At 53.2% G+C, this 23286-nt stretch carries 24 protein-coding genes and 1 pseudogene; 15 read left to right on the top strand and 10 right to left on the bottom strand.

Going from position 1 to position 23286, the window contains the following annotated elements; all coding sequences use genetic code 11:
- Positions 1-108 precede the first annotated feature (108 nt).
- The 3 genes from AC6I7T_RS31305 to AC6I7T_RS31295 form a co-directional block, all read right to left on the bottom strand.
- Positions 109-276: a hypothetical protein gene (locus AC6I7T_RS31305; protein WP_497795385.1), complete on the bottom strand. Its 168-nt coding sequence runs from the start codon at positions 274-276 to the stop codon at positions 109-111.
- A gap of 398 nt (positions 277-674) precedes the next feature.
- Positions 675-1499 (bottom strand): alpha/beta fold hydrolase, encoded by an 825-nt coding sequence (locus AC6I7T_RS31300; protein ID WP_497795383.1) that lies wholly within the window; start codon positions 1497-1499, stop codon positions 675-677.
- A 171-nt stretch (positions 1500-1670) separates the two neighbouring features.
- The gene (locus AC6I7T_RS31295; protein WP_497795381.1) at positions 1671-2030 is read right to left on the bottom strand and encodes a hypothetical protein; all 360 of its coding nucleotides are present in this window, start codon (positions 2028-2030) and stop codon (positions 1671-1673) included.
- Positions 2031-2172: 142 nt separating this feature from the next.
- On the opposite strand from AC6I7T_RS31295, the gene AC6I7T_RS31290 reads away from it, so the two are divergent.
- The 6 genes from AC6I7T_RS31290 to AC6I7T_RS31265 all read left to right on the top strand — a co-directional run bounded on the left by AC6I7T_RS31290 (position 2173) and on the right by AC6I7T_RS31265 (position 9521).
- On the top strand, positions 2173-5286 hold the full coding sequence (locus AC6I7T_RS31290) for a sensor histidine kinase (RefSeq protein WP_497795380.1): 3114 nt from the start codon (positions 2173-2175) through the stop codon (positions 5284-5286).
- On the top strand, positions 5250-5912 hold the full coding sequence (locus AC6I7T_RS31285; RefSeq protein ID WP_497795378.1) for a response regulator: 663 nt from the start codon (positions 5250-5252) through the stop codon (positions 5910-5912). Before AC6I7T_RS31290 ends, AC6I7T_RS31285 begins: the two co-directional genes overlap by 37 nt.
- 317 nt (positions 5913-6229) lie before the next feature.
- The gene (locus AC6I7T_RS31280; protein ID WP_497795377.1) at positions 6230-6481 is read left to right on the top strand and encodes a hypothetical protein; all 252 of its coding nucleotides are present in this window, start codon (positions 6230-6232) and stop codon (positions 6479-6481) included.
- Between the two features lie 141 nt (positions 6482-6622).
- The gene (locus AC6I7T_RS31275; RefSeq protein ID WP_497795376.1) at positions 6623-7489 is read left to right on the top strand and encodes a helix-turn-helix domain-containing protein; all 867 of its coding nucleotides are present in this window, start codon (positions 6623-6625) and stop codon (positions 7487-7489) included.
- 168 nt (positions 7490-7657) lie between these two features.
- Positions 7658-8485 (top strand): helix-turn-helix transcriptional regulator, encoded by an 828-nt coding sequence (locus tag AC6I7T_RS31270; protein ID WP_497795375.1) that lies wholly within the window; start codon positions 7658-7660, stop codon positions 8483-8485.
- 406 nt (positions 8486-8891) lie between these two features.
- Positions 8892-9521, top strand: coding sequence for an HD domain-containing protein (locus AC6I7T_RS31265; protein WP_497795374.1), 630 nt, complete (start codon positions 8892-8894; stop codon positions 9519-9521).
- 516 nt (positions 9522-10037) lie between these two features.
- Here AC6I7T_RS31265 and AC6I7T_RS31260 read toward each other — a convergent pair.
- The gene (locus AC6I7T_RS31260) at positions 10038-10661 is read right to left on the bottom strand and encodes an HD domain-containing protein (RefSeq protein ID WP_497795373.1); all 624 of its coding nucleotides are present in this window, start codon (positions 10659-10661) and stop codon (positions 10038-10040) included.
- 724 nt (positions 10662-11385) lie between these two features.
- Between AC6I7T_RS31260 and AC6I7T_RS31255 the strand changes: the two genes are divergently transcribed.
- The 5 genes from AC6I7T_RS31255 (at position 11386) to AC6I7T_RS31235 (ending at position 14271) form a co-directional block, all read left to right on the top strand.
- Positions 11386-11967: a carbonic anhydrase gene (locus tag AC6I7T_RS31255; RefSeq protein ID WP_497795371.1), complete on the top strand. Its 582-nt coding sequence runs from the start codon at positions 11386-11388 to the stop codon at positions 11965-11967.
- Between the two features lie 232 nt (positions 11968-12199).
- The gene (locus AC6I7T_RS31250) at positions 12200-12772 is read left to right on the top strand and encodes a Mu transposase domain-containing protein (RefSeq protein WP_497795370.1); all 573 of its coding nucleotides are present in this window, start codon (positions 12200-12202) and stop codon (positions 12770-12772) included.
- 169 nt (positions 12773-12941) lie between these two features.
- Entirely contained in the window at positions 12942-13340 is a 399-nt protein-coding gene (locus AC6I7T_RS31245) for an ATP-binding protein (RefSeq protein WP_497795546.1), read from the top strand.
- A complete protein-coding gene (locus AC6I7T_RS31240) occupies positions 13337-14005 on the top strand; it encodes a J domain-containing protein (protein ID WP_497795368.1) in 669 nt (222 codons plus the stop codon). The genes AC6I7T_RS31245 and AC6I7T_RS31240 overlap by 4 nt, the downstream gene beginning before the upstream one ends.
- A 92-nt stretch (positions 14006-14097) precedes the next feature.
- Entirely contained in the window at positions 14098-14271 is a 174-nt protein-coding gene (locus AC6I7T_RS31235; RefSeq protein ID WP_497795366.1) for a hypothetical protein, read from the top strand.
- 678 nt (positions 14272-14949) lie between these two features.
- On the opposite strand, the pseudogene AC6I7T_RS31230 reads toward AC6I7T_RS31235, so the two are convergent.
- Both AC6I7T_RS31230 and AC6I7T_RS31225 read right to left on the bottom strand, forming a co-directional pair.
- Positions 14950-15368 (bottom strand): annotated as a pseudogene (locus AC6I7T_RS31230) (nuclear transport factor 2 family protein).
- A 90-nt stretch (positions 15369-15458) separates the two neighbouring features.
- The gene (locus tag AC6I7T_RS31225) at positions 15459-16178 is read right to left on the bottom strand and encodes an NADPH-dependent F420 reductase (protein ID WP_497795364.1); all 720 of its coding nucleotides are present in this window, start codon (positions 16176-16178) and stop codon (positions 15459-15461) included.
- 369 nt (positions 16179-16547) lie between these two features.
- Between AC6I7T_RS31225 and AC6I7T_RS31220 the strand changes: the two genes are divergently transcribed.
- On the top strand, positions 16548-17108 hold the full coding sequence (locus AC6I7T_RS31220) for a TetR/AcrR family transcriptional regulator (RefSeq protein ID WP_497795362.1): 561 nt from the start codon (positions 16548-16550) through the stop codon (positions 17106-17108).
- A 138-nt stretch (positions 17109-17246) separates the two neighbouring features.
- On the opposite strand, the gene tnpA is transcribed toward AC6I7T_RS31220, so the two are convergent.
- The 4 genes from tnpA to AC6I7T_RS31200 are packed head-to-tail and all read right to left on the bottom strand — an operon-like array spanning position 17247 to position 18206.
- Complete coding sequence (gene tnpA, locus AC6I7T_RS31215) at positions 17247-17417, bottom strand: IS66 family insertion sequence element accessory protein TnpA (RefSeq protein WP_497795361.1); 171 nt, start codon at positions 17415-17417, stop codon at positions 17247-17249.
- A 43-nt stretch (positions 17418-17460) separates the two neighbouring features.
- Positions 17461-17661 carry a hypothetical protein gene (locus AC6I7T_RS31210; RefSeq protein ID WP_497795359.1) on the bottom strand — a complete coding sequence of 67 codons (201 nt, stop codon included), beginning with the start codon at positions 17659-17661 and terminating at the stop codon, positions 17461-17463.
- Positions 17662-17689: 28 nt separating this feature from the next.
- The gene (locus AC6I7T_RS31205) at positions 17690-17935 is read right to left on the bottom strand and encodes a hypothetical protein (protein ID WP_497795358.1); all 246 of its coding nucleotides are present in this window, start codon (positions 17933-17935) and stop codon (positions 17690-17692) included.
- Entirely contained in the window at positions 17925-18206 is a 282-nt protein-coding gene (locus AC6I7T_RS31200; RefSeq protein ID WP_497795356.1) for a hypothetical protein, read from the bottom strand. The genes AC6I7T_RS31205 and AC6I7T_RS31200 overlap by 11 nt, the downstream gene beginning before the upstream one ends.
- A gap of 240 nt (positions 18207-18446) precedes the next feature.
- Here AC6I7T_RS31200 and AC6I7T_RS31195 point away from each other — a divergent pair, with 240 nt between their 5' ends.
- The 3 genes from AC6I7T_RS31195 to AC6I7T_RS31185 all read left to right on the top strand — a co-directional run bounded on the left by AC6I7T_RS31195 (position 18447) and on the right by AC6I7T_RS31185 (position 23225).
- The gene (locus tag AC6I7T_RS31195; protein ID WP_497795355.1) at positions 18447-19664 is read left to right on the top strand and encodes an IS256 family transposase; all 1218 of its coding nucleotides are present in this window, start codon (positions 18447-18449) and stop codon (positions 19662-19664) included.
- 403 nt (positions 19665-20067) lie between these two features.
- Positions 20068-20214 (top strand): hypothetical protein, encoded by a 147-nt coding sequence (locus AC6I7T_RS31190; protein ID WP_497795353.1) that lies wholly within the window; start codon positions 20068-20070, stop codon positions 20212-20214.
- A gap of 302 nt (positions 20215-20516) precedes the next feature.
- Positions 20517-23225: an NHL domain-containing protein gene (locus tag AC6I7T_RS31185; RefSeq protein ID WP_497795352.1), complete on the top strand. Its 2709-nt coding sequence runs from the start codon at positions 20517-20519 to the stop codon at positions 23223-23225.
- The last annotated feature ends 61 nt before the right edge of the window (positions 23226-23286 follow it).

Raw genomic sequence — 23286 nt, 5'->3', positions numbered from 1 at the left:
GCAGACCGGCGTTCGCCCCGAAATCTTCCTCAAGCCACTTTCTTAGCTTGTGCAGCTCTTTCGCGATACTTTGCATGGCTGTTTCGGCCTGTCACTTGTCAGAAACATTTAGCAACCGTGTGCTGCGGGGCAACGCAGAACTGGTTCATCGGCTTTTCGCATTGATTGCAGCACTAACCGCTTTTGAGCGATTGCATTTTGAGTAACGGGAACTTCTTCGGACAAAGGTACCGCTACCCTCGATGGCTGAGCTGTGATGGTTGGAGTGGAATTCATATTCGCTCCTTCAAGATAAGGTCTTACAGACGGAAGCAAATGGGATGCAGACCGAAAACTTAAAACAGTTCTTAAAGACCTGCGCGACAGTCCCACAATAGCTTCGTTCTACAGGAATGAAACAATTGCTAGGGTTTTGTTGTCTTTACTTGATCGATCTTATTTTGGGAAAAGCAGCATGTGCTTTATTCCAATTGCAATTCATCTAGGGTGGCATTCGAGAAAGATATGATTGGCCTTGTGGCTGTTCCACCCGCGTGCAGGCAATCCCGTTTCCACTGTAAGCTTTGATGAATTGAGCCCAAAAATCGACAGCCAACAGCAGAAGATTTGCCTCAAAACCCTAAAGGGCTCTCCGCATGGATAGAGGGGAGGCCCCTTTGCCAAGGCTACAGATGCTAGCTGCGAACGAAGGCGAGCAGATCCGGGTTGATCCGATCAGCGTACGTGGTGAGCATTCCGTGCGGAAAACCAGGATAGATCTTTACAGTGGGCTTTTTTAGAAGCTTTTCCTGGAGTACCGCCGCGCCCTTGTAAGGTACGATCTGGTCGTCATCTCCCTGCATGACGAGTGTGGGTACGTCAATGTTTTTGAGATCTTCGGTGAGGTCCGTCTCGGAGAAAGCCTTGATGCCCTCGTAGTGGGCCTTGGCGCTGCCCATCATGCCCTGGCGCCACCAGTTATCAATAACACCTTGCACCGGCGCGTTGTTGGGACGGTTGAAGCCGTAGAAGGGTTTGGACGCAAGTTCGCGAAAGAATTCAGCACGATTTTCTGCAAGAGCCTTCCGGAGATTGTCGAATACCTCAACGGAGAGTCCGTCTGGATTGTTCGGAGATCTCACCATGATCGGAGGCACAGCAGCCACCAGGACCAGCTTCGATACGCGCCCCCTGCCGTGACGAGCAACATAGCGGGTCGCTTCTCCGCCACCGGTCGAGTGTCCGATGTGGATGGTGTTGTGCAGATTAAGGTGCTCGACAACCGCAGCTGCATCGGCGGCGTAATGATCCATATCATGGCCTTCCGAAACCTGGCCGGATCGGCCATGGCCGCGGCGATCGATGCCGATCACACGGTAGCCATGCTGAACGAAGAACAACATCTGAGTATCCCAGTCATCGGAACTGAGCGGCCAGCCATGATGGAAGACGATGGGTTGGCCCGAACCCCAGTCCTTATAGAAAATCTCGACGCCGTCCGTAGTCGTAACGAAGCTCATACGTGGTTCTCCTTACTGCATGGTTTCCGAGTGGAATTCACTCTGGGGTAGATGATAGGCAATCTACAAGGGAGAGATCTTTCCCCCAAATAGCTATTTTTGGATGAGTGGATGTAAAGACACCACGGTCAGTAACCAGGCACCCGATGAAAAACATCCATCACATCCTTTTTATGTTGAGTCCTCATCTCGGGGCGGAATCGAATCGGTGGATAGTAGTATGCGTCGCCCAAAGAGTCTTGCATCAACCGAATACGCACCTGGACCAAGGACGGCATAGGACAAAGTCGATAGCGCAATGATCACCATCCATAGGCCGGTGCCACGATACGCTTCCGACAGATCAAGCAGAATGGTAACGACGGCAAGTCCACAAACAACGGGAGTCAGCAAACCAAGGAAGAGAAAGCTGAGCAAAACAAGAAAAGCCACGTGTTCCCAGCCATGCGGAAAGGCAGTGTCGGCAAGAGCGACGCAGATGCAGACTCGCAGGACCAGTAATGCAACGCCTGGCGCCCCTGACGGAAACATCGAATAAAGCCTCTGCACCGTCTTACGTTAGGTGCGAATGGGAGCGGTGACCAGTCCCATTCGAGCTATCGGCGAATAGCCCTTTCGAGATGGTCTCAGTACTGAGCCGGGTGTATGCTGAGTTTGCCCGCGTATTGGTGCTATGTCTATACCCCGGAAACGTGCCGCCGATCACGCGGACTCTCCCCGAGGTCGCGAACAGTTTATGCTGAATTGCGCAGCAAAGTGGCATGCTCCACTCATCCCGCGAGGCTGTAAACGTCTGATTTTTCTCCTTATGGTCTGCGGTCTCAGTAGTGGGGTCCGACTGGCGTTTGCCGAGTCACAGGTAAATTCGCAATATGTGCGCACAGATTTCACGCTAGACGATGGTTTACCCGACAACACCATTGAGGCAATCACAGAAACCGATAATGGTCTCCTGTGGATAGGCACTGAGTCAGGGTTGGCATCCTTCGACGGGAGGACATTCACAAAGATATCTCTGAGGGTCCCTGGAGCACCACCACCGAGCAACGTCAGTTCGCTTGTTGAGGGATCCGACGGGGCTCTCTGGATTGGCACGGATGCGGGAGTTGTCCGAATTCCCAAAGCAGATCTGAATACCCCCTACCTTGCTGCCTCGGAGGCATTTCGCCTGGGCTCGCAGAAGAGCGATGAAGTCGAAGTCCTTTTCAAGGGCCGTGACGGGACGATCTGGGCAGGCACAAATCATGGCCTGTATCGGTTTGACGGTACTCAGTTTCTTAGCGTGCTTTCCTCCTTTTATATAAGCCGCATCCATCAAGGTTTAGATGGCAGACTGCTGCTGATCACCGATAAGGGATTCGTCGAATATTCCGGCAATCATGCGATTGCGCATCCCGGCTTAGGGACACAGTTCGGCATTCACGACGACCAGATCTTCGACGTCTTTCAGGGTACCGACGGTACGATGTGGTACGGAACCAACGACGGCATCCGCTCGGTACAGGGCAATCGCACTCTGACCCTTCAACCTTACCAGCCAGCTCATACTGCTGCATTTCGTATCAACAATGGATCAGACGGCTTCATGTGGATCAGCACCGGTATCGGAGTCTACAGGATCTCTGACGGGCAAATGTCGTCGCCTCAATCCGGCTTGAACGCACGCGGATTCTACGCAGGCAAAGACGGCGACCTGTGGATTGGCACAAACGGCAGCGGACTGGTTCACCTACAGCCTCGTCTCGTGCGGATGTATACCACGGGGAATGGTCTTCCCTCTAATGATATTGTGACTGCGGTTCTACCCGCACAAGATGGTCGTCTTTGGATAGGGTCCAATTGTGGGCTCTCCATGCTTAACGGAGAACGATTCCGCTTCTTTGCCGAAAAAGATGGATTGAAAAACTCCTGCGTATGGAGTCTGGCTGAAGACCGGGAACGAAACATTTGGATTGGCACTTACGGCGGCGGGCTTTTCCGATATCGCAATGGCACATTCACTCAATATTCAATCGATCAAGGGCTAGCAAGCCGGATTGTCTTTGTGGTCAGAGTAGCGAAGGACGATTCTTTATGGGTTGCAACACCTGACGGCTTGAGCCATATACAGAATGGTGCAATTCGCAACTACACTACTGCGGATGGACTATCCAGTGATCGTATCCTTGATATCCATCAGGACCGCACTGGAACAGTCTGGGTGGCAACACAGGGAGGCGTCAATCGCCTGAATTCCGGGCGCTTTGTAGCCGTACCAGCTACACAAGGGGCTGAAGAAGTATTGGCACGCCACTTCGTAGAAGACTCGAGAGGAAACCTCTACACGACAGATACTCCCATCGGTCTGAGTCAGATCAGAAACGGCCAACTTACACTACTGAACACCACTCTCGATTTGCAAGAGATGACGGAGACGCCGGACCACACGCTTTGGTTCAGCAGTCGAAATGGGATTGTCCGCATCCAGGAGCAGGAGTTTGGGAGGAAGGACGATCCCAGTCGTCCTCTCGATTATGAGATCTTCAATCGGGCAGACGGCCTGAATACAACTCAGGTGGGTACCGGCTCACCGAACATCGCGGCAGCATCCGATGGCAAGCTTTGGGTCGCGACCGTTAAGGGGCTTGCTCTAATCGACACCGCCCTGCTTCCTCAAAAGGGCCGCAGGCCTGCGGTTTTCATTGCTGGGGTCTCGACAGACGGTAAACAATCCCGTACCGGCTCGGAACTCGTCCTACAACCGGGCATCCACCATGTAGAACTGACTTTAGCTGCCATAAGTTCGGCCAACCCGCAAAAGATCCGCCTTCAATATTTCCTGGAGAATGTCGATTCCGGCTGGCTTGACGCCGGCTCCTCCCGGGTGGCTGTTTATACCACTATTCCCGCAGGTACGCACCGGATGTTAGTTCGCGAAACCGACAGTATAGGTAACTGGGGAGCGCCTGAGGCGATATATGAGATAACCCAGCTTCCCCACTTCTATGCAATGCCTCTTTTCCAACTAACTACAGCCTGCACTGTTGCACTTTTGCTGGTTGTTATTTACGTTCTGAGAGTTCGCTACATGGTCAGGCAGACTCGTATGACACTGGAACACCGGCAATTAGAGAGAGAAGCCGTGGCACGGGATTTGCATGATACTTTTCTTCAAGGAATTCAGGGACTGATACTTCGATTCCATACGGGAACCCAGCAGCTTTCCCAAGACCATCCGGTCCGAGCGGTATTCGAAGAAGCGCTCAAGCAGTCTGACCGTGTAATTCTAGAGGGACGAAGCGTACTATCGCGCCTGCGTACGAAACAAAGCAAGTCGGAAAACCTCAGTGAAGCCTATGCGGCTATAGGGCGTGAGTTGTGCTCCCTAAGCAACGCGCATTTCGATGTAATCGTCGACGGACAGAGTCGTGATCTCGATACCCTTGTACAGGAGGAACTCCACAAGATTGGGCGAGAGGCACTATTCAACGCCTGGCGACATGCCAAGGCCAGCAAAATTGAAGTCGAGATACATTTTGGCTTGTTCGATTTTCATATTCGCTTCAGAGATGACGGAATCGGAATCGACCCTGCAATTCTTGGCGAAGGTAGGGTGGAGGGCCATTTCGGATTGGCCGGCATGCGGGAGCGTACAGCAAAGATCGGGGGCCGGATGATACTGTGGAGCCGGTCAGGAGCGGGTACGGAGATCGAAATTAGAATCCCGACTATGATTGCCTATCGACACACCCCGCGGAGGTTATACCAACAATGGATTCGCAGACTCCTGAGAAGCCGAGCATTTTGACTCGAGATCACACTATCACAGTCCTTGTCGTTGACGACCATCCTTTGATGCGCGCCGGCATTGCAGGCGAGATCAATGCACAACGGGACATGCGTGTCATAGCCGAAGCCGAGGATGGAGAAGGCGCTCTATCCCTCTTTCGCATACACCATCCAGATATCACTCTTATGGACCTGAAGATGCCTCGGATGAATGGAATCGACTCCCTTAAGGCAATTCGGGCGGAATTTCGCCAGGCGCGCATCATTGTGTTGACGACCGTCACTGGAGATATCCAGGCGACACGTGCCTTCCAGGCGGGCGCTGTCGGTTTCCTCCTCAAGGACACGCTAAGGTCTGAACTAGTCCAGACGATTCGACTGATTCACTCCGGCGGCCGGCGAGTTCCCGAGGAAATTGCCGAACAGATGGCCGAACACGTAGCGGGCGATACGCTGAGTGACCGAGAGGTCGACGTACTCCGCGGTGTCGCGCGTGGGCGGTCAAACAAGCTCATCGCCGTGGAACTAGACATTTCCGAATTTACCGTCAAAAATCACATCAAGAGCATTCTGTCCAAGCTGAACGCTGATGATCGAACGCATGCCGTGACGATTGCATTGAAACGGGGTTATATCGATCTATAACCGAATTCAGCTGCAGATTAACATCTGATTATCCACTACTCAAAGATGCGTACCAGAGCTCCTCAAAATCCAAAAGAGCTATCGAAGTGTAGCTCGATCTGGTCTGTTCACTTCTTCCAATCTATATAAAACTTATATTGCAGAAGGTCGCCGCCAGTCATCAAATTCGCTGCGCGAGGTTGGTGTGGAGTTTAGCTACCTATCGATTGCAATTGGGCTCAGCCTTAATGCGCGTTAATTTAGTCAACACAGAATTGCAGCCACACGAGCTAAGTCGTCGTGGTATCGTCCTTGACAAATAATCGAAGGAGCGTGCAATGATCATTCCCCCTGAGCACAGGGTCCGGCAATTCGAACCCAATTTATACAAGACAACCTGGAATCACGTGCCGTCACTGGAAACGCCCGCGGGCTTGGTCAGTGACGATTGCAGAATCGAACTCCTCGCTCGGGTAGGTGTGCTTCAGGTTTGCATTTGCGAATTACTCCGAAAAAACCAGGAGCTTCGTTATGCTCTGAGCGATCTCGGAGTAACGGCAGTCGAGGATTGGTATGGCACTAAGGTCTGAGCTGCTTTAGCCACCCTCTGCAGACAATGTAAATCGACAGGCACTGGACATTCACCATGGTGTCGATTTCGACATTGAGACAAAGTGGTTTTTACGCTTACAAATTCATATCTGAGTCTCACGAGTAGATAAAGAGCTTGCATGATAGTCACGCAAAAATTTAGCCATAGATTGGCCCAAGAATGTCTTATCGACAAATTCCGTGTTGGTGCGTTCCGAATTTTGCGGGACAACCAGCTCAAAGAAGTGTGGATTCTTCCAGAGACAGTTCGCAGTGATCAGCGAGCCAAACAGAACTCCTACCACTTCACTGTGCGCAAAGCCAGAGAACAGGAAACCATGAGCTCATATAGAGCTCCCTGTCTTGGTTCAAGTCACATGGAGATATGGGTCCATTCAACTTTCCTGAACCGCAATGGCCATCTGCCGTTGCGACCTGCAGACTCGCATTGCGTTGAGCTTTTGGACCCGGCTGCCACCGAACTCGCACTTGTATTGCAAACAACAGAAGGGACGGGGCAATTTGGGACATCAATCATTTCTTACATGGTGGGCATGCTTTGCATCAGGCTAACGCACGTGCTCACACAAATGCAGAAGGTGCATCTCCACACATTCGAAGATTGGCAATTATCCAAATTAGAAGAAGCACTATCTCGGCAGTTTATAGAAGGCACATCAGTTGCATACGCGGCAGCCCAATGCCGACTTTCCGTATGTCAGTTCTCGCGACTCTTCAAGGCAACGTATGGTATGCCTCTTCGCAAATATCTCGCGCGTCACCGCTTAAAACAGGCACAGACGCAATTAGCTGAAAGCGAAGACCCCATCTCGCAGATAGCGCTCGAGTGCGGTTTTGCTGATCAGTCTACCTTCACCCGCCTCTTCACTAGAGTCATCGGTATCCCCCCGGGCGTCTGGAGGCGCCAGAATAAACAACACAATCCATCCATCTCAAGACGTTCTGGACTCACGATAACGGTAAAAATTCGGACGGGTTTGAGGTGAGCCGTGAATACTCGTCAATCTGCGTCGCCATATAGGGTTTTCAATCTTTCCCCTCAAATTGAGAATTTAAGTGTTGAAGCCATATCCAAATCCCATATCCCAAGCGTGTTTATGCGAGCCTCGATGCTGCGGCCGGGAACACGAACAAGTTCTCATTCGGAGTATTTCGTGGCTCTAGTTCAGATGGCTGACATATTTTCGGAAGCCGTCGTAGTCCCACTCCCCGATGGATCAACAAAAGAAGCTTTGCGAAGGAGTGGTGAGGTTTGTTTGTTACCTCCCGAATTGGTTGGAGAGCATCGGCTGATTCCGGAAAGCGAAGTGCTTCAGTACGAACTTCCAAAAGTTGGGCTTGCGACATTTGCAGCTCATCACAATACAGCAAGACGCGATCCGATGCAGGCACCGCATATCACTACTGATCCTGTTCTTCACTTGCTTTCACGGGTAGTGCGGCCTCTTCTTGGAGCTGGAGAAGCTCCGACAAGAGAGTTCTCAAACTACTTCTTATTGTCGTTCTATTCTCACCTGACTGAACGATACGGAATAGGCAGCCACTCGGCTCACCGTTCTGTCGGAGGCCTCTCTCCTCAGCATAAGCGACTTGTCGAGGAAATCCTCCATTCTCCTCTTAAGACCGGCACAAGCCTGCAGTCTTTAGCCCAGCTATGCGGACTGTCTAGCCGCCACTTTGCACGTGCATTCAGGCAAAGCTTCGGTATTCCGTTTTATAGACAACTGGAAAATGCTCGTTTGACGCGGGCGAAACAATTTTTGGTCGAGACAGATCTTCCATTGAAAGACATAGCTCTTAACATTGGTTTTTCCGACCAAGCCACCTTTACAGAAAGTTTTAGCAGGGCCGTCGGAAGCCCACCGGGCCGCTATCGTCGGCGCTATAGCAAACTCAGAACTGAGTCGATCGGACATTATTCTCCTGCGAAGCGCAGCTCTGCCCCTGGAGAGCGGAGAGATTTGGAGCCTGGAGCGTTTTGACGAAGGTCGTTGCCATTTGCCAACACAATGGCACGGATTCAATCCTTACCCTGATTCCCTTCGTCTGTTATCGCCCGCGAGCGTTAAACGGCCTGCGCCTGTTCTTGAGAAACTCCTTGTTCCGTGCTCGTCAATATCTTCATCGGCCCCGACCCTCATATATATCGAATGGCCAGCTGACTCCGCCGCCTTCAGGGCAAGTTCCGAATCTGGTGCAGTGAAGCTATCGATCGTGACCACCTTGCGCACAGAGCCTCCTTTGAATCTGAGCTGTTGTCTGCCGGTCCTCGGCGGCGCCCAATTGGCCTGATTTCCTTCGGACCCACCGTTCAGCGTTTGGTGTTTGATTGCTTCACCCAAGCCCTTTGAGTAATCACCTCACCGAACCGACCTGTGGAGGACGGTTGTGAAATTAGCTGGCATCACCGCGGTTGATGCTCCCTTGGTCCGTGACGCAATGGATCTCGCCAGATTCTCGTCGGAACCTTTTCTCTACAATCATGTAGTGCGCTCCTGGCTGTTTGCGATCGTTCTCTCGCAAGGAAACAAAGAAGCTCCAGATCCGGAGTTCCTCGCGGTGGCATTCCCTCTCCACGACTTCGGCTTGACGGAGGTCCACGGGGCCGCCGCTCGGTTCGAAGTAGACAGGGCGAATGCCGCAAGACCATTTCTCCAAGAACAAAAGATCCCTCAGGAGCAGATCCGACTCGTGTGGGACGCGATCACTCTGCATTCACACGGATCAATCGCACTTTACAAAGAGCCGGAGGCCGCCGCGACATTTGTAGGTGTTGCCGTTGACGCCGCCGGTTATGGGTTCGACCGAATCCCTGAGAGCCAGTTGAGGGCGATTCTCGCTGAATTTCCGCGCCTGGAAATGAAGAAACGGATTGCTGCTTGCTTCCTTCGGGACGCCCGCGAAAAGCCCGAGGTCACATTCGACAACCTCCTCAGAGACTACGGTGTGCGGTTCGTCGACGGTTTCAATGCGCCCTCGGGTCCAGATCTCGCCGCGAATGCCCCGTTTGCCGAATAGAAGGGATCGCGGAGGAGACACGCCTCATCGTTACTGAGGCGGAAACAATAAGCAGGCTCTACGCTGCGTTCACCGCCGTCGATGCCAAAACTGCGAGAGGCTTGATCAGCGACGACGTTGAATGGATCACAGTACAAGCGTCGACTTTGCTTGACGATTCCGATCTCATGTTACTCCAAGCCTTCATCGATCAGACCTTGGCGGGGCGGTTTGACAGAAGGTGGGCATTCAAGCTCGGGGGCGGGGGCTGAGGAAGTTCTGCAATACACTCTTCGGGAAGAGCACTCGATTCTCTCACGATCGCCCACTGAATTGAAGTCCGTAGGCGATAAGGGAGTCTGGCTCGGCAGCTTCAATCCGCCTGAGAGCACGACATCAAAGCACGAAGATTCTTCATGCGCAGACATTTGGAGAGTACGTGGCGGAAAAGTGTCTCGTGTGTGGCAGTATCTCTATACCTTCGCAACGCCAGTTGCAGCAGGTCTGCAATAGCAGCCAGGCTGATGCGTCATCCACTCATTCGTCGAACTTTGCCCAGCCGAGTACGGTCGGCGCATCCACAATTGTGAGCGGTGACCGATTGTGCGCGATGCGCGAGCAGATGTGGAACCAGTGCTGGTAAGGCCGCTTGGTGTCGAGCTCACGGTTGAGTATTTCGTTGAAAGCGCGCTTGAACTGTAGTCTCGGGTAACGCCGCAGCACTTCTCTGACGTCGGCGGGATCCAGATTTGCGTCCTCCACCCCAGAGACGTCGTACGCCAAACCAAGCTGCATCAAGCGGCTAGTATCACCCCTGAAGACGTTGACGTCCCATGTGTGCAAAGCGATATTGTCCCAGACCTTCTGGGCTCGATCATCCGAGACTCCCTGCTCAGTGAGAAATGTCCTTGCTGCGCTTGCACCCTCGATCTCGAAACGGTGTGGACCAGGAGCGTGATCGGTAAGACCGAGATCATGCAAGACCGTTGAAAGAAACATCAACTCACTGTCGATCTTCTTTCCCTCCTGCTGCGCGAAGAGCTCACCGAACCAGTAGCAACGCATAACGTGATTGAAGAGCACGTCATTCGATACGGTGCGTGCCAACGCCTCCGCTTGCTGAACGATCTGGCTGTTTGGAACCGTGATGTCCGCGATCATTGACCTTCTCCTATGAAAAGCAAATCCAATCCCTTCCACCTATCGTAGGTTCGCGCGCCTACGCCAAAAATGACGACCACCCCTCGTGTTCTGCCAATAGTGAAGCACGCGATCTGGCTGCCGACGCACGATTAGGCCGAGTTCGCCCGCGAGAGAACTTCTGGGCTGCATTCTATGTCACGCTCTTTCGCTACCGTTGATGTTCTCAACCGCCAGCTTGCGCAACTGCACCGTAATGAAGCGAAGAGTAGGCGAGATAGCGCTGAGATTCTTTGCGAAATGTTGCAGGATTTGGGGAAAGCGCCCCTGGTTGCATTCCCACCCTGGCCGCCGCTCAGTAACCTGTGGCCGTATCACCCCTCGCAGCAGGTAAAGATAGCGAGTGACGCGATCACGAGAAGTTGACTGACGCCGGTTTTGCGAGACTTGTCCCTTTATCCAAATTCAGCGATCCAGTGCCAAGACTCATGCTCTGCGGGTGGCTTCCAATGGATTCACCGCAGGCTTCGAATGGCTCCGTTGCAATCGAAGCGGACGCACTGATCCATATAGATTCAGCACTTGGAACCCTGGTGAAAACCAGATCATTTCCACTCAACCGAATGGCAGAAAACGAAGTGCTAATGTCATTGATGGCAACGCCCGAGAAACCTACCACGGATATCGACGGCAGGGCCAAGACACGTCGCTTTTGCCCAATCAAACGCCGATAAGGAGCGAGGCAATGTCGAACTACAGCCAATACGAATTCCGGAACTATCCTGGGTTCGATCAGAATACTTTTGAAGATTTCAACTGGGCCATTCCAATGAAGACCCTTGCGATCTATTGCTTTGATCCTCGTGCGGCCAATATCCCGGAGGCATTGGCCAAGCATTTTGGAGACGAGGTCTACCCAGGCGAGAATATTTTTGACGACGCTGGCAACCGGGTCGGGCACACGCGGACGCTCTTCACTCTGACGAATGGCGGGGGTCGGGCCTCCACCGCGCTGCAGTCGGTAGCAGCAATGGAATATCTGTTCAAAATGCAAAACGTGATTGTGGTTCACCACTCGTTCTGCGGCACGACGGCTTTTACACCCGAACTCTTCATTGAGGAGTTTCGCGATCATCATCACGTGGATATCTCAACGATGTTTGATCGTGACAGCCTCGCGATCTTGGATTACGAGAAGTCGATCAAGTATGACGTCGAGCTGCTTCGCTCAAGCCCATTGGTGCCGAAGGAGATCAAAATCTATGGATTCTTCTACGACATCAATACAGGCAAGCTGACTGAGATCGTTCGGGATATCCCTGCATAATCCCCCGTACTTGGTGTAGATTTCATTCGACCAACTTGCTTTGAGCCGCCCCCTATCGGTTCGTTTCTTGCGCCGATGTGCAGCCTTATTCTCGGACCTGCAATGTGACATGGCTGAGGGCAGCACTTGCCGAAGCGCACGACCAGGCGTGCTCCCTGTAAGTTGCAGTTTGCTATGCCAAGCGTCCCTCAGAACGTCCTAGACGGTTCGAGACGAGCGACATAAATGAGGTATGCCCAAGAAATATGCCACGCCAAGCCAGCACGGGCCCCGTAAGGTGGTTATTGTCGCCTACGAAGGCGCGAAGGTGCGAACGAACTTTTATTCCGTACCACTGAAGCCGGGCTCGATCGTGGAGGCTCGCCTTTACCCCAGCGTGGTTGAGTTCCGGCAGGAGGATGTCCGTATCGCCCAGCATCAGCGCAGCTATGATCGCTGCCAACAGATCCTGGATCTGGAACACTATCTGGACGTGCTGGAACACAAGCCGGGTGCCCTGCGCGGATCTAAGCCGCTGGCCCAGGGGCGAGCGCAAGGACGCTGGCCGGAGAGCTACGACCGGCCATGGGAGTTAATGATCGAGCGGCACGGGCGCCAAGGCGGAACCAGTGCCATGGTGACTCTGATTCGCATGGGTCGCGAGTTTGGCTACACGAAGCTGGAAACAACCGCCGCACAAGCGCTTGAATTGGGCTGTGCGGATATGGCGATTCGACATCTACTCATGCGCGACCAGTTGCAGCACGCCGCTGCAGAGACTGTGTCGGTATGTTGGCGGCTTACGAGCGTCCGTTGCCAACGATGACCGAGTACAACCAGCTGCTCTCAGTCAGGATCGTTGAGGCGCAACCATGAACATGGAAACGGCAAGCATCGCTCAACACTGTAAGTTGTTGCATCTATCCTCCATTGGTACTCAGTTCGCATCGCTGGCAGAAGAAGCCAGCCAGCAGAAGCGCTCTCACTTGCAGTAACTGGAAACCCTGCTGTTATCGGAAGTGGAAGATCGGGAACGTAGCACCATCGAACTACGCCTCAAGGAGGCGCACCTGCCACGCATGAAGACTTTGGAAGATTTTGACTTCACCCAGTCGCCCCAGATCCCAGCCTCGCGCATCCGAACCCTGGCTGAAGGCGACTATCTGGAACGTGCTGAGCCAGTCCTGCTGGTAGGCGAACCCGATACAGGGAAAAGTCATCTCGCCACTGGACTGGCCATTGCAGCGTGCAAACAGAGAAAGCGAGTGCGGTTTACCACGGCTGCTGCGAAAGTGCTCTGGGACACCTCACGAAATCCGGGGCTATCTGGAGGCTGGACAGTCAGTCCGTCGTCCTGGATTGGAAACGGAACGCGGGTGCCGCATACAACGTGAAACGCGAACAGATCAGTGTCCGAAGAACCGCACCGCCACGGATCGAGAGCAACATCGTGCCCCAATGTCTTGATCTCGGAAAACTTAAACTGTTCTTTCTGCCGGATCAGGTCCTCTACTGGCAGCGTGGACTCTTTGCCTCGATTGAGTACAACGACCTTAAACTGGATGCTGCTTCGACACGATTCATTGAGGACTCTGTCCAGACGTCGGATTCAAGACAGGTGGGAATGACCTGGAGATATGTCCGGATGGATGGCGGCCCCGACCGCCGCTTCAATAACAACCGCCAACTTCCCGTAATGCTGTATGGCGTCGTCTCTGCCTCTTCGTCCGGTGGCCTCAATCTAGTTCTGCACACCAGCAATATGGAAGCGGCGAGTTCTTTCGCTGCGACTTTCAAGATTTTCCAAAGTAGTCGCGCACGTGGTATGTCTGTAGTACTGCCGCCGAGCAGCAAGCCAAACTCATCGAATAAACAGCGTCCGGCAAATCCTTCTTGCCCTCCAGACATCCTGCAAGCGATGACCGTACTAGGAGTCGATTCGGGTGCCACCCTGGAGCAGGTTGCCGTGGCATATCGACACAGGGCCCAGATGTACCACCCCGACAAGATGGCTGGATTGGGACCTGAACTCCAGAAGCTCACGGATGAAGGAAATTAATTCTGCCCATCAAACCGTGAAGCAATACTGGGAACACGCCTGATTGCTGCCGAATACTTAACTGCTCTCAAACCTGCCTTCGTTCGGAAGGCATGAAGATTGACCTTATAGTTTTGTTGCACGAGCGCGTCACTCGCGGTCCCCAACGCATCCATCGGATCGTTGGTATTAGACAGATACTCGGAGAACTCGCGGCTCTGCCGCGCAAGGGCGAACTCGTTGCTCCTTTCATGGCCGGACGGAAGTTTTGTTCCTGGAAGACTTAGGCGTCGGGCAACGTGTAGGAAAAGACGGGCTTCTTTTGCAGAAAAACGGCGACGGCTGCGTCTACGGTTCGCACGCGTCGGAGGGCCGAGGACACGGACCAGAGAGTGAATACCGGATCCCTTCAGAGGTGCGGGCGAAGCGCTGAGGATACCCCGGCAGCGTTCATCCTGCCTACAAGATTCCAGGCGGCTCGGAAGACCACGTTGTGCTTGCGTCTTAGCGCTGCTGGTGTGATGACGGGCTCCTCTCCGTATTGCTCCGAGAGGGAAAACGATCCAGAACAGCAAAGATAGGCAGGCACAGGGATTGTCTGCCGCGAGTGCATCGCACTGTCATGTATGTCGTCAGTGCCAACAATACCCGCAAGTTCCGCAAGGATGTCCGCCAGGTTGGCTTTGACATCTTCCTTGCGCAGTCGAGATTGTAAGTGGACTTGTCATCAGTGACTGTGTTTAGTGAATGCATCGGTAGAGATAACTGGCCCAAACTGTTTGCTTCTTAGTATTAAGCGAAGTTTTTTATAATCAAGTAGTTTGGCCGGTTATTTCCGCCATAACTGGTCCAATATGTGCACGCGCCTCTAATCTCCTCATTTTGCTTTGAGTTACGCACGCGCGGGCATCATGATTAGCCAGTTATGGCTGAGATGCACTCAGCAGTCCAGAATTCCCGGAGGGTTAGAGCCTGGGACTCGCGTCCAGCATGGAGGCCCGCGCCAGGGCTTGTGTATCGACATATTCGCGGATCTTCGTGAGCCTGCCTTTTTGAATGGTGATGTCGAACACCCAGTAGTCCTCGAATGTCTTCTTCGTGGCTTTGATTTTCCCCGTTGCGAAGCCGACTACCAGAACCCGGTCTCCCTGCGAGATGAACTCGGGGGGGGGGCTGGGAATGAAGTTTCTATCGTTTCGTTAGCTGTCTGAAGTAGCTTCTCCAAGCCAGCGTGTCCGCGATGCGTGCCGGCCAGTGGCCAGCCCTCGCCCGGAGTGATCCACTCTATATCCTCGGCAGCCAACGTCAGCAGACCCTGCTTATCACGGTCACCAAGTGCCGCAAGGAAACGTTTCACAGTCTGGACATTCTCTTCGATGCTCATCGAGATCTCCTTTTCCCTCACACCGTCTCTGGTCGGATCGGACATTTTCAGAGGTGCTTTTCCTGCCCAAATCGCGCAGTCAGCGAACGACTATTGCTGCTTCTTGAATAAGTCCTGGTAGATGAGTGGGCCCCAAACGCGGCCTCGTGCATGCACCAGCGCACCTCCCTCGTTGAGCTTTCCAAGCATGACGGGGGCAAACCCAAGTTGTTTGGCCAGTTCTGCCACGGGAGGAATCGCGCCCTCATCGTCGCTCGACAGAAAGACGACGCGGTGCCCGCCTTCTACGATCGGGTCGGTAGCCAGCTTGGCCGCACCCAGGTGATTGAAGCCCTTCACCAATTGGGCACCCGCAAACGACTTCGCCACGAAGGCCGAAGAAGGGAGGCCGTCGAGCTCTTCAGGTGGGGCTGGAAACGAGTTCATCGCATCGATGATCGTCTTGCCTTTCCAACTCGGCAGGGCTTTCGCAATCTCGCGATGTTCCCCGAACGGTACCGCCAAGATGATTGTGTCGGCCTCGAGTGCATCCTGCAGCGACTTGGCGACGACCGTCGCTCCAATTTCCCGAGCCTGCGGAGCTAGCTCCTCGGGCTTCCGGTGACTAGCGACGGTGACTTCAATGTTCTTACGAGCGAAGGCGTGGGCGAGAGCCTGACCGATCTTACCGAATCCTACAATTGCATAGCTCATCATGTTCTCCGATCTGGTGTTGGAACTAAAGGTTTGAGAAGCGTGATCCCAGGACTGGCGGAGCTGGAGCGCCAGCCCCGGAACCGCGCGGAGATCAGACCTGTGCCATGCCTCCATCGACAGCGAGATCCACACCGGTGATGTAAGAACTTTCATCAGAGGCGAGGAATGGTTGTCCAAGCAAGTTCATTCATCGTGTGCGTCAACTGGATAGCTAAAGCCGTACAGTCTCGTACACGGTTTCGTAATTCTCGAAACCGTACTGACGCTCGCCGAAATCTCTCCATTTCCCTTACATCGGATCGCGTGGTGTCGAGCCGATGATGCTGAGAGTGCTCATGCGCGGTCTCCTCGTGACTTGGGTAATACTCGCACTCTGAATGGCTGAGGCGATGTATCATATGGATCAGCGATCCATATTCTGATCCATATCCGGATCAGTGGTCCGATTATCCGGTTCATTGATCCATTTGTCAAGGGGGACCCATGCGAGCTGATGCCCAAAAAAATTACAGCCACCTGCTTGCAGTCGCGCGTGACGTCATCACCGAGCACGGTGTCAATGCATCCATGCGCGATATCGCCCGCCGAGCCGGCGTCGGGTTAGCCACGCTGCTTCGTCACTTCCCGACGCGAGAAGCCTTGTACGAAGCGTTGCTTTGTACGAATCTGGACACACTGACGCAGAAAGCAGACGAACTCGAAACAGCGGATTCACCTGACGAGGCGCTCGTGTCCTGGTTTCGCGAATGGGTGGCATTCGCTCAAAGCTATAAGGGCGTTGTCTCTCTGATGGCGTCCGCCCACACCGACCCGGACTCCGCTCTTTATGCTTCATGCGCAGCAATCCACTCGGCGAGCGCGCGACTTCTGCTCCGCGCTCAAGCTACAGGAACGGCACGTGCGGACATGAGTGGAGACGATCTGTTTGCGCTGATGGCGGCGCTCGGCTGGGCGGTCGACCAACCTTCCTTCGCGCCGCGGGCCGATCATCTCTTTCACATCATCGCGAGCGCCATCCTGACAAATCGGCCTAGCGATGATTAGTCCTGATAAAACTATTTTGAAGTCGGGACTCCTGAGGAAAGAGTTTTGCCGACCTGTCGCGCACCACGTTCATGCCATAAGCGACACTGAAACGCGGCTTCGCACGGGCTAAGCGATAACCATCACCGATGTCTACATTCAGGGAAGATTTCTGATAAATCCGCAGAAATCTGGCTTCTTCCACTCATAAAACTGCCACTGACGCAAACCTCGCTCCCGGCAGTACACAGCCACGCTCTGACTGCTTACGCTTTGCTCCGTTACCAACGCTCGCCACTTCGTTCGCGCTTTCTCTTCTCCCTCTCTCATAACACCACAATGCTGCAAACCTGTATCTTCGACAAGATGCGGTTTACATAGCGCTCACAACACCGACTTGGCATGTGTCAGCATCGAGTCGATACGAACGGAGGATCAGTGATCCTTCCAGCTTCATCGACGCTGTAACGCTCAGCGTGATGCCTGGTCCGACGCTGCCGGAAGTACTAAACGGCAGGTCTGCGGAGGCAAATGCATCGAGTTCGAAGGGAAGCTGCTCCCAAGAGCGGACCAAACTTTCGCACGCAACTCTCACTGCCTCGTTAAGGTGTGGGAAGCCAGTCTGGGGACTTGCTTATCCGGCTGTATGTGGCGAGGGCCGCGAGACTTTCCGTGGCCGCCGAAATGCCCAAACCATTGGACTTGGCTCCCGCTTTGACATTGATTATGGAGTCAAGCTCGATTCCAATCCAGACCTCGTCAGCACCGATGGCCACCGTCGGCGAAAACTGATCGTCGTCAAACAGAGTCCCGTTATCGCGATTGAACAGCGAGATGCTACAGTTCAAGCCGCCCCCCGAGCTTCAGGCTAGTTGTTTTTATCGGAAGCTGATCAGATGACATAAACTTTGCCTCAAGCATGAATCTGCTGGCGTGGACCTGATCGACGGGTAGCAGAAGGCTTTGACCAAACGCTTTCAGTACAGGAACAAATTCCTTCAGACCGGCCTTTGCGAGGGGAGCGTCGTCGTGAAGCTCCACACTCCGATTTGGCGTTACTCCATCAGATACGCTGATCTCTGGCATGCGAACACTCCAATCCAAAGTATCGGATCGCACTCAATTCTCCGCACGAATCAAGACCAGGAGTAGGAGTGACGGAGGCAATTCCCCGACGGGTGATGTCAAAATTACATTGGGAGATGGGGCACGCGCAACAAAAACTGATATGTAATCGCCATCAGGAAACCAACCTGAATAGGAATTCTAACTTTATGATCAAGTTCCGGGTTGCCGTTTCCGAGAGGGTGTAAACCAAATTGTGTAAACGATCTTTTCTAGAATGCAAGAGGAGATCGAATGGAATTGAACGGCAAGTTGCTAGATGAGTTGTTAAAGGATTGCAAGAGCCCGGAGGATATATCCGGAGAGAATGGTCTGCTGAAGCAATTGACGAAGGCGTTGGTGGAACGGGCGCTGGCGGCAGAGTTGACAACGCATTTGGGCTACGAGAAGCATTCCGCCGAAGGGAGAAAGAGTGGAAACAGCCGCAATGGGAGTAGCAAGAAGGAGCTGAAAGGCAATCTGGGGGCGATAGAGATCGCCGTACCGCGAGATCGAGCCGGAAGCTTTGAGCCTCAGTTGGTGCCCAAAGGGGTAACTCGGTGGAAAGATTTTGATCAGAAGATTCTGTCGTTGTATGCGCGGGGGATGACGACTCGGGAGATTCAAGGGCATCTAGAAGAGTTGTATCAGGTAGAAGTATCGCCGACGTTGATATCCAACGTAACCGAAGCGGTTCTGGAGGAAGTCAAGAATTGGCAAAGCCGACCCTTGGACCCGATCTATCCGATAGTGTATTTAGACGCGCTGGTGGTGAAGATGCGAAGCGAAGGGAGAGTTGAGAATCGCGCTGTTCACGTAGCGTTAGGCATCAATTTGAGTGGCGAGAAAGAGGTTTTGGGATTATGGACAACCAGCAATGAAGGAGCCAAGTTCTGGTTGCAGGTGTTAACCGATCTACAGAACCGTGGAGTGAAAGATATCTTCATCGCCTGTGTGGATGGGTTGAAAGGATTTCCGCAGGCCATCGAAACCGTATTCCCCAAGACCACGGTGCAATTGTGCATCGTCCATATGGTGCGAGCCAGCTTGAATTACGTCAACTGGAAGGATCGCAAGCAGGTAGCCAAGGGGTTGAAAGCCATTTATCGGGCCTCTACGGTTCAACAGGCCGAGCAGGAGTTGGAAGGCTTTGCCGCCCTCTGGGATCGCAAGTACCCTTCGATAAGCGCCATCTGGCGACGCAATTGGAATGGCATCATTCCCTTCTTTCAATTTCCTCCGGAAATACGCAAGATTATCTACACCACCAATGCCATTGAGAGCCTGAACATGAGCCTGCGCAAGGCCATCAAGATACGCGGGCCTTTTCCCAGTGAAGAGGCGGCCTTCAAGGTTATGTATCTGGCGCTGAAGAACGTCGCCAAGAAATGGAATGCCGTCCAAGGATGGAAAGAGGCCCTCAACCACTTCGCATTGCTCTGGGATGCTCGTCTCCCTCAGCAATGTCTCTAACTCGTCATCAACCTTAACCTAAAGTCGTTTACACAAAAGATTTGACACTCCCATTTCCGATAGCCATTCAGCGTCCCTACAGGAATACCATGCCGATGATTGAACTCTTGTAGTTAACCCACTTGCTTCGAACTCCGCTACTACTGCGCCACTTCTTCCCGGCTCCGGTATCGCTGCTTATTCCCTACCACCCTCTCTTTGCTTATGCGGCCAGTTCATCACACCCACTCCCTCTCCGGTAGGTGCGTTGCTCTTACGCTCACCGATCATCGGCAGTGTACTTGAGCGGTGATTCTCGACTATCCCCAGCTTGCAACTCCCAACACCACAGATCCTGCCGTCAAATCTAATGATTTGTTATGCGAGCCCTTCAATGCACCCGGAGGGACAGTTACCAGGAGCTATGGGAACCTGTTTCCAGCGAGAGCAGCTGTCGCGCTACTTCCCCACCACCAATATCACTTCTATCGCACCTGTTCCAGTCAATGTCGGTATTCCTGGCTCGCGTGCTATGCTCGCCGATCCGAAAGCGATTCCGCTTTTGATCTAGATTCGATGGAGTGGGGACAAAAAACGACTCGAGACCAAAACAGCCTCCAAAACTCCCTTCTCAAGGGGGAGTACTATCAGTAAAGGAAAATGCAAAATCTGTGACCAGTGATACAGACGGTGCCCACGCACATGAGGATACTTTCCGGGCAAGGAGCCTTATGGCGATATTAGGTCTCCAAAGCTAAACAGTCGGTGATTCCAGAGAGTCGTTACTGATAATTGTTATCCTGTTTGTTCCTTAGCTGTTCTCAGGTCCGCGTTCTTTGACTAGCGATCAACTCGCGAGTAAAGGGGCGAATAATGTCTCGTGGCAGACTACTCGGCACAGCTTACCTTAGCTTGTTCCTGGCTGCATTCAGCGCTATCTCATTTGGCCAGATTTCTCTTTCATCCAACGGCTACATCAACACGATTTTAGGCTCATTAAGCAATCCTCGCGGTGTAGCTGTGGACCGCAGAAACGGCTTCATTTACTTTTCCGGCTATGACTCACAAAGTGGTAAGCACTTTGTCAAGAAGATCGATCCTACAACCGGTGCTGTCTCTGTCTATGCTGGGGGCGGATGGTTTGCGAACTCGGAGCGTCAGAAGACAGTAACGTACTCCAACGGAAAGTCAATTACTCGCATTTGTGGACCACTCCTCATAGGCGAGGGAGGGCCAGCAACTAGCGCCATGCTTGGCACCCCGACTGCCCTTGCCGTCGATCAGTATGGAAATCTATACATCGCCGACCAAGATGACAATCGCCTATTCAAAGTCACAACTGACGGAACAATTCACGCGATTGCGGGGGGAGACGGATGTCCATTTGATTCTGGCGATGGCGGCCTTGCTGTAAATGCATCTATAGCCATGCCGACGGGAGTCGCTGTTGACTCTACGGGAAATGTCTTCGTCTCTTCCTATCTGGGCAACTATGTCCGCAAAATCGACACAAGCGGAAACATTAATGTCTATGCTGGGAGTTGGTATGACTCGAGCATGACACTTCCAGGTTACTGCGGAGATGGCTCTGAAGCAACGCTGGCACAGCTATCCAGCCCCATGGGGCTCGCCGTAGATTCTAGCGGAGTCCTTTATATTGCCGACTCTGCCAACCATATGATCCGAAAGGTAACGGCCGGTTCTCCTAATTCTCGAAAATGCTTTGAGCCTCCTCCCGGCTATACTCCCTCCGGATACATCATTGAAGATGTCCAACAGCTTGTGACTCCCACGAGCGTTGCTTTGGATACGGTCGGCAATCTCTACATCACAGATGCTGGAGCCAATCGCATCTATAAAGAACTACTTTTATCACCTAACACACCTATCTACACGGTTGCAGGAAACGGCACAGCAGGCTTTGCTGGCGATGGCGGTTTGGCGACTCTCGCCGAGCTTGGGGGATATACCGCTTCGGAAACCTCCAATATTGCCTTGGATGCTAGCAACAACCTCTACATTGTGGACACCGCGAACAGCCGCATCCGCGTGGTTACCGCAAGTACCATCATGTCGGCCTCCTGTTCACCTAATCCAACGGGCTATGGATCGGGTACGACCTGTACCGCTACCATCACCGGCTCCAACCCAACTGGAACCGTCACCTGGACCACCAACGGAAGTGCTTGGGGAACTCACACGCTCACTGGAAGTTCCGATTCCATCAGCGGCTTAAGTAACGAAAACGACGGCGCACACACCATTGAAGCTTCGTATTCAGGTGATAGCAATAACCTGCCTGGTGCTGCAGCAACCATTCTCATAATTAAGGCGACACAGACCATTGCCTTTGCGGCCCCCACATCGCCCGTGACCTATGGCGTCGCGCCAATCGCGCTATCGGCGACCGCCACTTCGGGACTGCCTATCACTTTCAGTATCGTGTCGGGTCCGGGTCTGATCAGCGGCACAATGTTGAGGGTTACCGGCCCTGGAATAATTGTGGCCGCCGCCAATCAAGCAGGAAATGCCTCCTACATGCCTGCCCCACAAGTAACGCAAACCGTAGTTGTGAGCTATGCGCTTCCAGCGCACGGAGTTATCACGACCATTGCAGGAAACGGCATCGCAGGTTACACCGGGGATGGAGGGCCAGCAACCAGTGCGGAACTCAATACCCCCTGGGGCGTTGCGGTGGATAGGAGTGGGAACGTCTACATTGCCGACGCCAACAATGTCGCAATTCGAGCCATAAGCTACACAAATGGCTACATCTATACCGAAGCTGGATCGGGACTGGGTGGTAATGGAGTCGCGGTCGACACCTACGGGGATTTCTTTATCGCAAACACCGGGTACAACCGGCTACTGGAAGGTGTTCCCTCAAACGGAACAATTAACTATTACCTGGTAGCTGGAAACATGAACGGTTCTGCTGGATTCTCAGGAGACGGAGGAACAGGCCCCAACGCCCTGTTGAACGGGCCCCAGGGCATTGCAATTGACTCTTCTCGTAACCTTTATCTTGCGGATACAAAGAACAACCGCATTCGCAAAGTAATGGCTTCGAACCTCATGATTACTACTGTGGCCGGGAACGGTGTAGCAGGTTACGCCGGGGACAATGCAGCGCCAACCAGCGCGGAGATTAATGCTCCATACGGCATCGCCGTAGATGCGAGCGGCAACATCTATATCGCCGACACATCTAATAATCGCATCCGCAAAGTGACGCTCTCTACCGGCAAAATCACTACGGTAGCAGGAAACGGTACGTATGGCTTCTCTGGAGACGGAAACCTGGCTATTGCCGCCCAATTATATATGCCCACAGGAGTGGCGGTTGATTCCGCAGGGAACATCTACATTGCGGACTTCGGCAACAATCGTGTTCGCGTGGTCGATGTCTCCACCGGGCTAATTTCTACCGTGGCCGGAAATGGAACGGCAGGTTTCACGGGAGATGGAGGTGCGGCTACCGCCGCTGAGTTATATCGTCCTTCCGGAGTTGCGGTTGATGCAAGCGGCAATCTTTATATTGCCGATGCAAACAACAACCGCGTCCGCGTGGTGGGACACTAATAAAGGTCCAGGTGGATTTCCCTTACGGGAATTCACCTGGACCTTTTAGCAAGTTCTATGC

The sequence above is a fragment of the Humiphilus diazotrophicus genome, from assembly GCF_059726315.1.
The sequence above is the reverse complement of the archived record's forward strand: the minus strand, read 5'-3'. Positions and strand labels throughout refer to the sequence as shown.

Coding starts and splice junctions, on each gene's coding strand:
- AC6I7T_RS31305 (WP_497795385.1), bottom strand. CDS start 276: ATGAATTCCACTCCAACCATCACAGCTCAGCCATCGAGGGTAGCGGTA.
- AC6I7T_RS31300 (WP_497795383.1), bottom strand. CDS start 1,499: ATGAGCTTCGTTACGACTACGGACGGCGTCGAGATTTTCTATAAGGAC.
- AC6I7T_RS31295 (WP_497795381.1), bottom strand. CDS start 2,030: ATGTTTCCGTCAGGGGCGCCAGGCGTTGCATTACTGGTCCTGCGAGTC.
- AC6I7T_RS31290 (WP_497795380.1), top strand. CDS start 2,173: ATGTCTATACCCCGGAAACGTGCCGCCGATCACGCGGACTCTCCCCGA.
- AC6I7T_RS31285 (WP_497795378.1), top strand. CDS start 5,250: ATGGATTCGCAGACTCCTGAGAAGCCGAGCATTTTGACTCGAGATCAC.
- AC6I7T_RS31280 (WP_497795377.1), top strand. CDS start 6,230: ATGATCATTCCCCCTGAGCACAGGGTCCGGCAATTCGAACCCAATTTA.
- AC6I7T_RS31275 (WP_497795376.1), top strand. CDS start 6,623: ATGATAGTCACGCAAAAATTTAGCCATAGATTGGCCCAAGAATGTCTT.
- AC6I7T_RS31260 (WP_497795373.1), bottom strand. CDS start 10,661: ATGATCGCGGACATCACGGTTCCAAACAGCCAGATCGTTCAGCAAGCG.
- AC6I7T_RS31255 (WP_497795371.1), top strand. CDS start 11,386: ATGTCGAACTACAGCCAATACGAATTCCGGAACTATCCTGGGTTCGAT.
- AC6I7T_RS31250 (WP_497795370.1), top strand. CDS start 12,200: ATGCCCAAGAAATATGCCACGCCAAGCCAGCACGGGCCCCGTAAGGTG.
- AC6I7T_RS31235 (WP_497795366.1), top strand. CDS start 14,098: ATGAAGATTGACCTTATAGTTTTGTTGCACGAGCGCGTCACTCGCGGT.
- AC6I7T_RS31225 (WP_497795364.1), bottom strand. CDS start 16,178: ATGGAGGCATGGCACAGGTCTGATCTCCGCGCGGTTCCGGGGCTGGCG.
- AC6I7T_RS31220 (WP_497795362.1), top strand. CDS start 16,548: ATGCGAGCTGATGCCCAAAAAAATTACAGCCACCTGCTTGCAGTCGCG.
- tnpA (WP_497795361.1), bottom strand. CDS start 17,417: ATGAGAGAGGGAGAAGAGAAAGCGCGAACGAAGTGGCGAGCGTTGGTA.
- AC6I7T_RS31195 (WP_497795355.1), top strand. CDS start 18,447: ATGGAATTGAACGGCAAGTTGCTAGATGAGTTGTTAAAGGATTGCAAG.
- AC6I7T_RS31190 (WP_497795353.1), top strand. CDS start 20,068: ATGGGAACCTGTTTCCAGCGAGAGCAGCTGTCGCGCTACTTCCCCACC.
- AC6I7T_RS31185 (WP_497795352.1), top strand. CDS start 20,517: ATGTCTCGTGGCAGACTACTCGGCACAGCTTACCTTAGCTTGTTCCTG.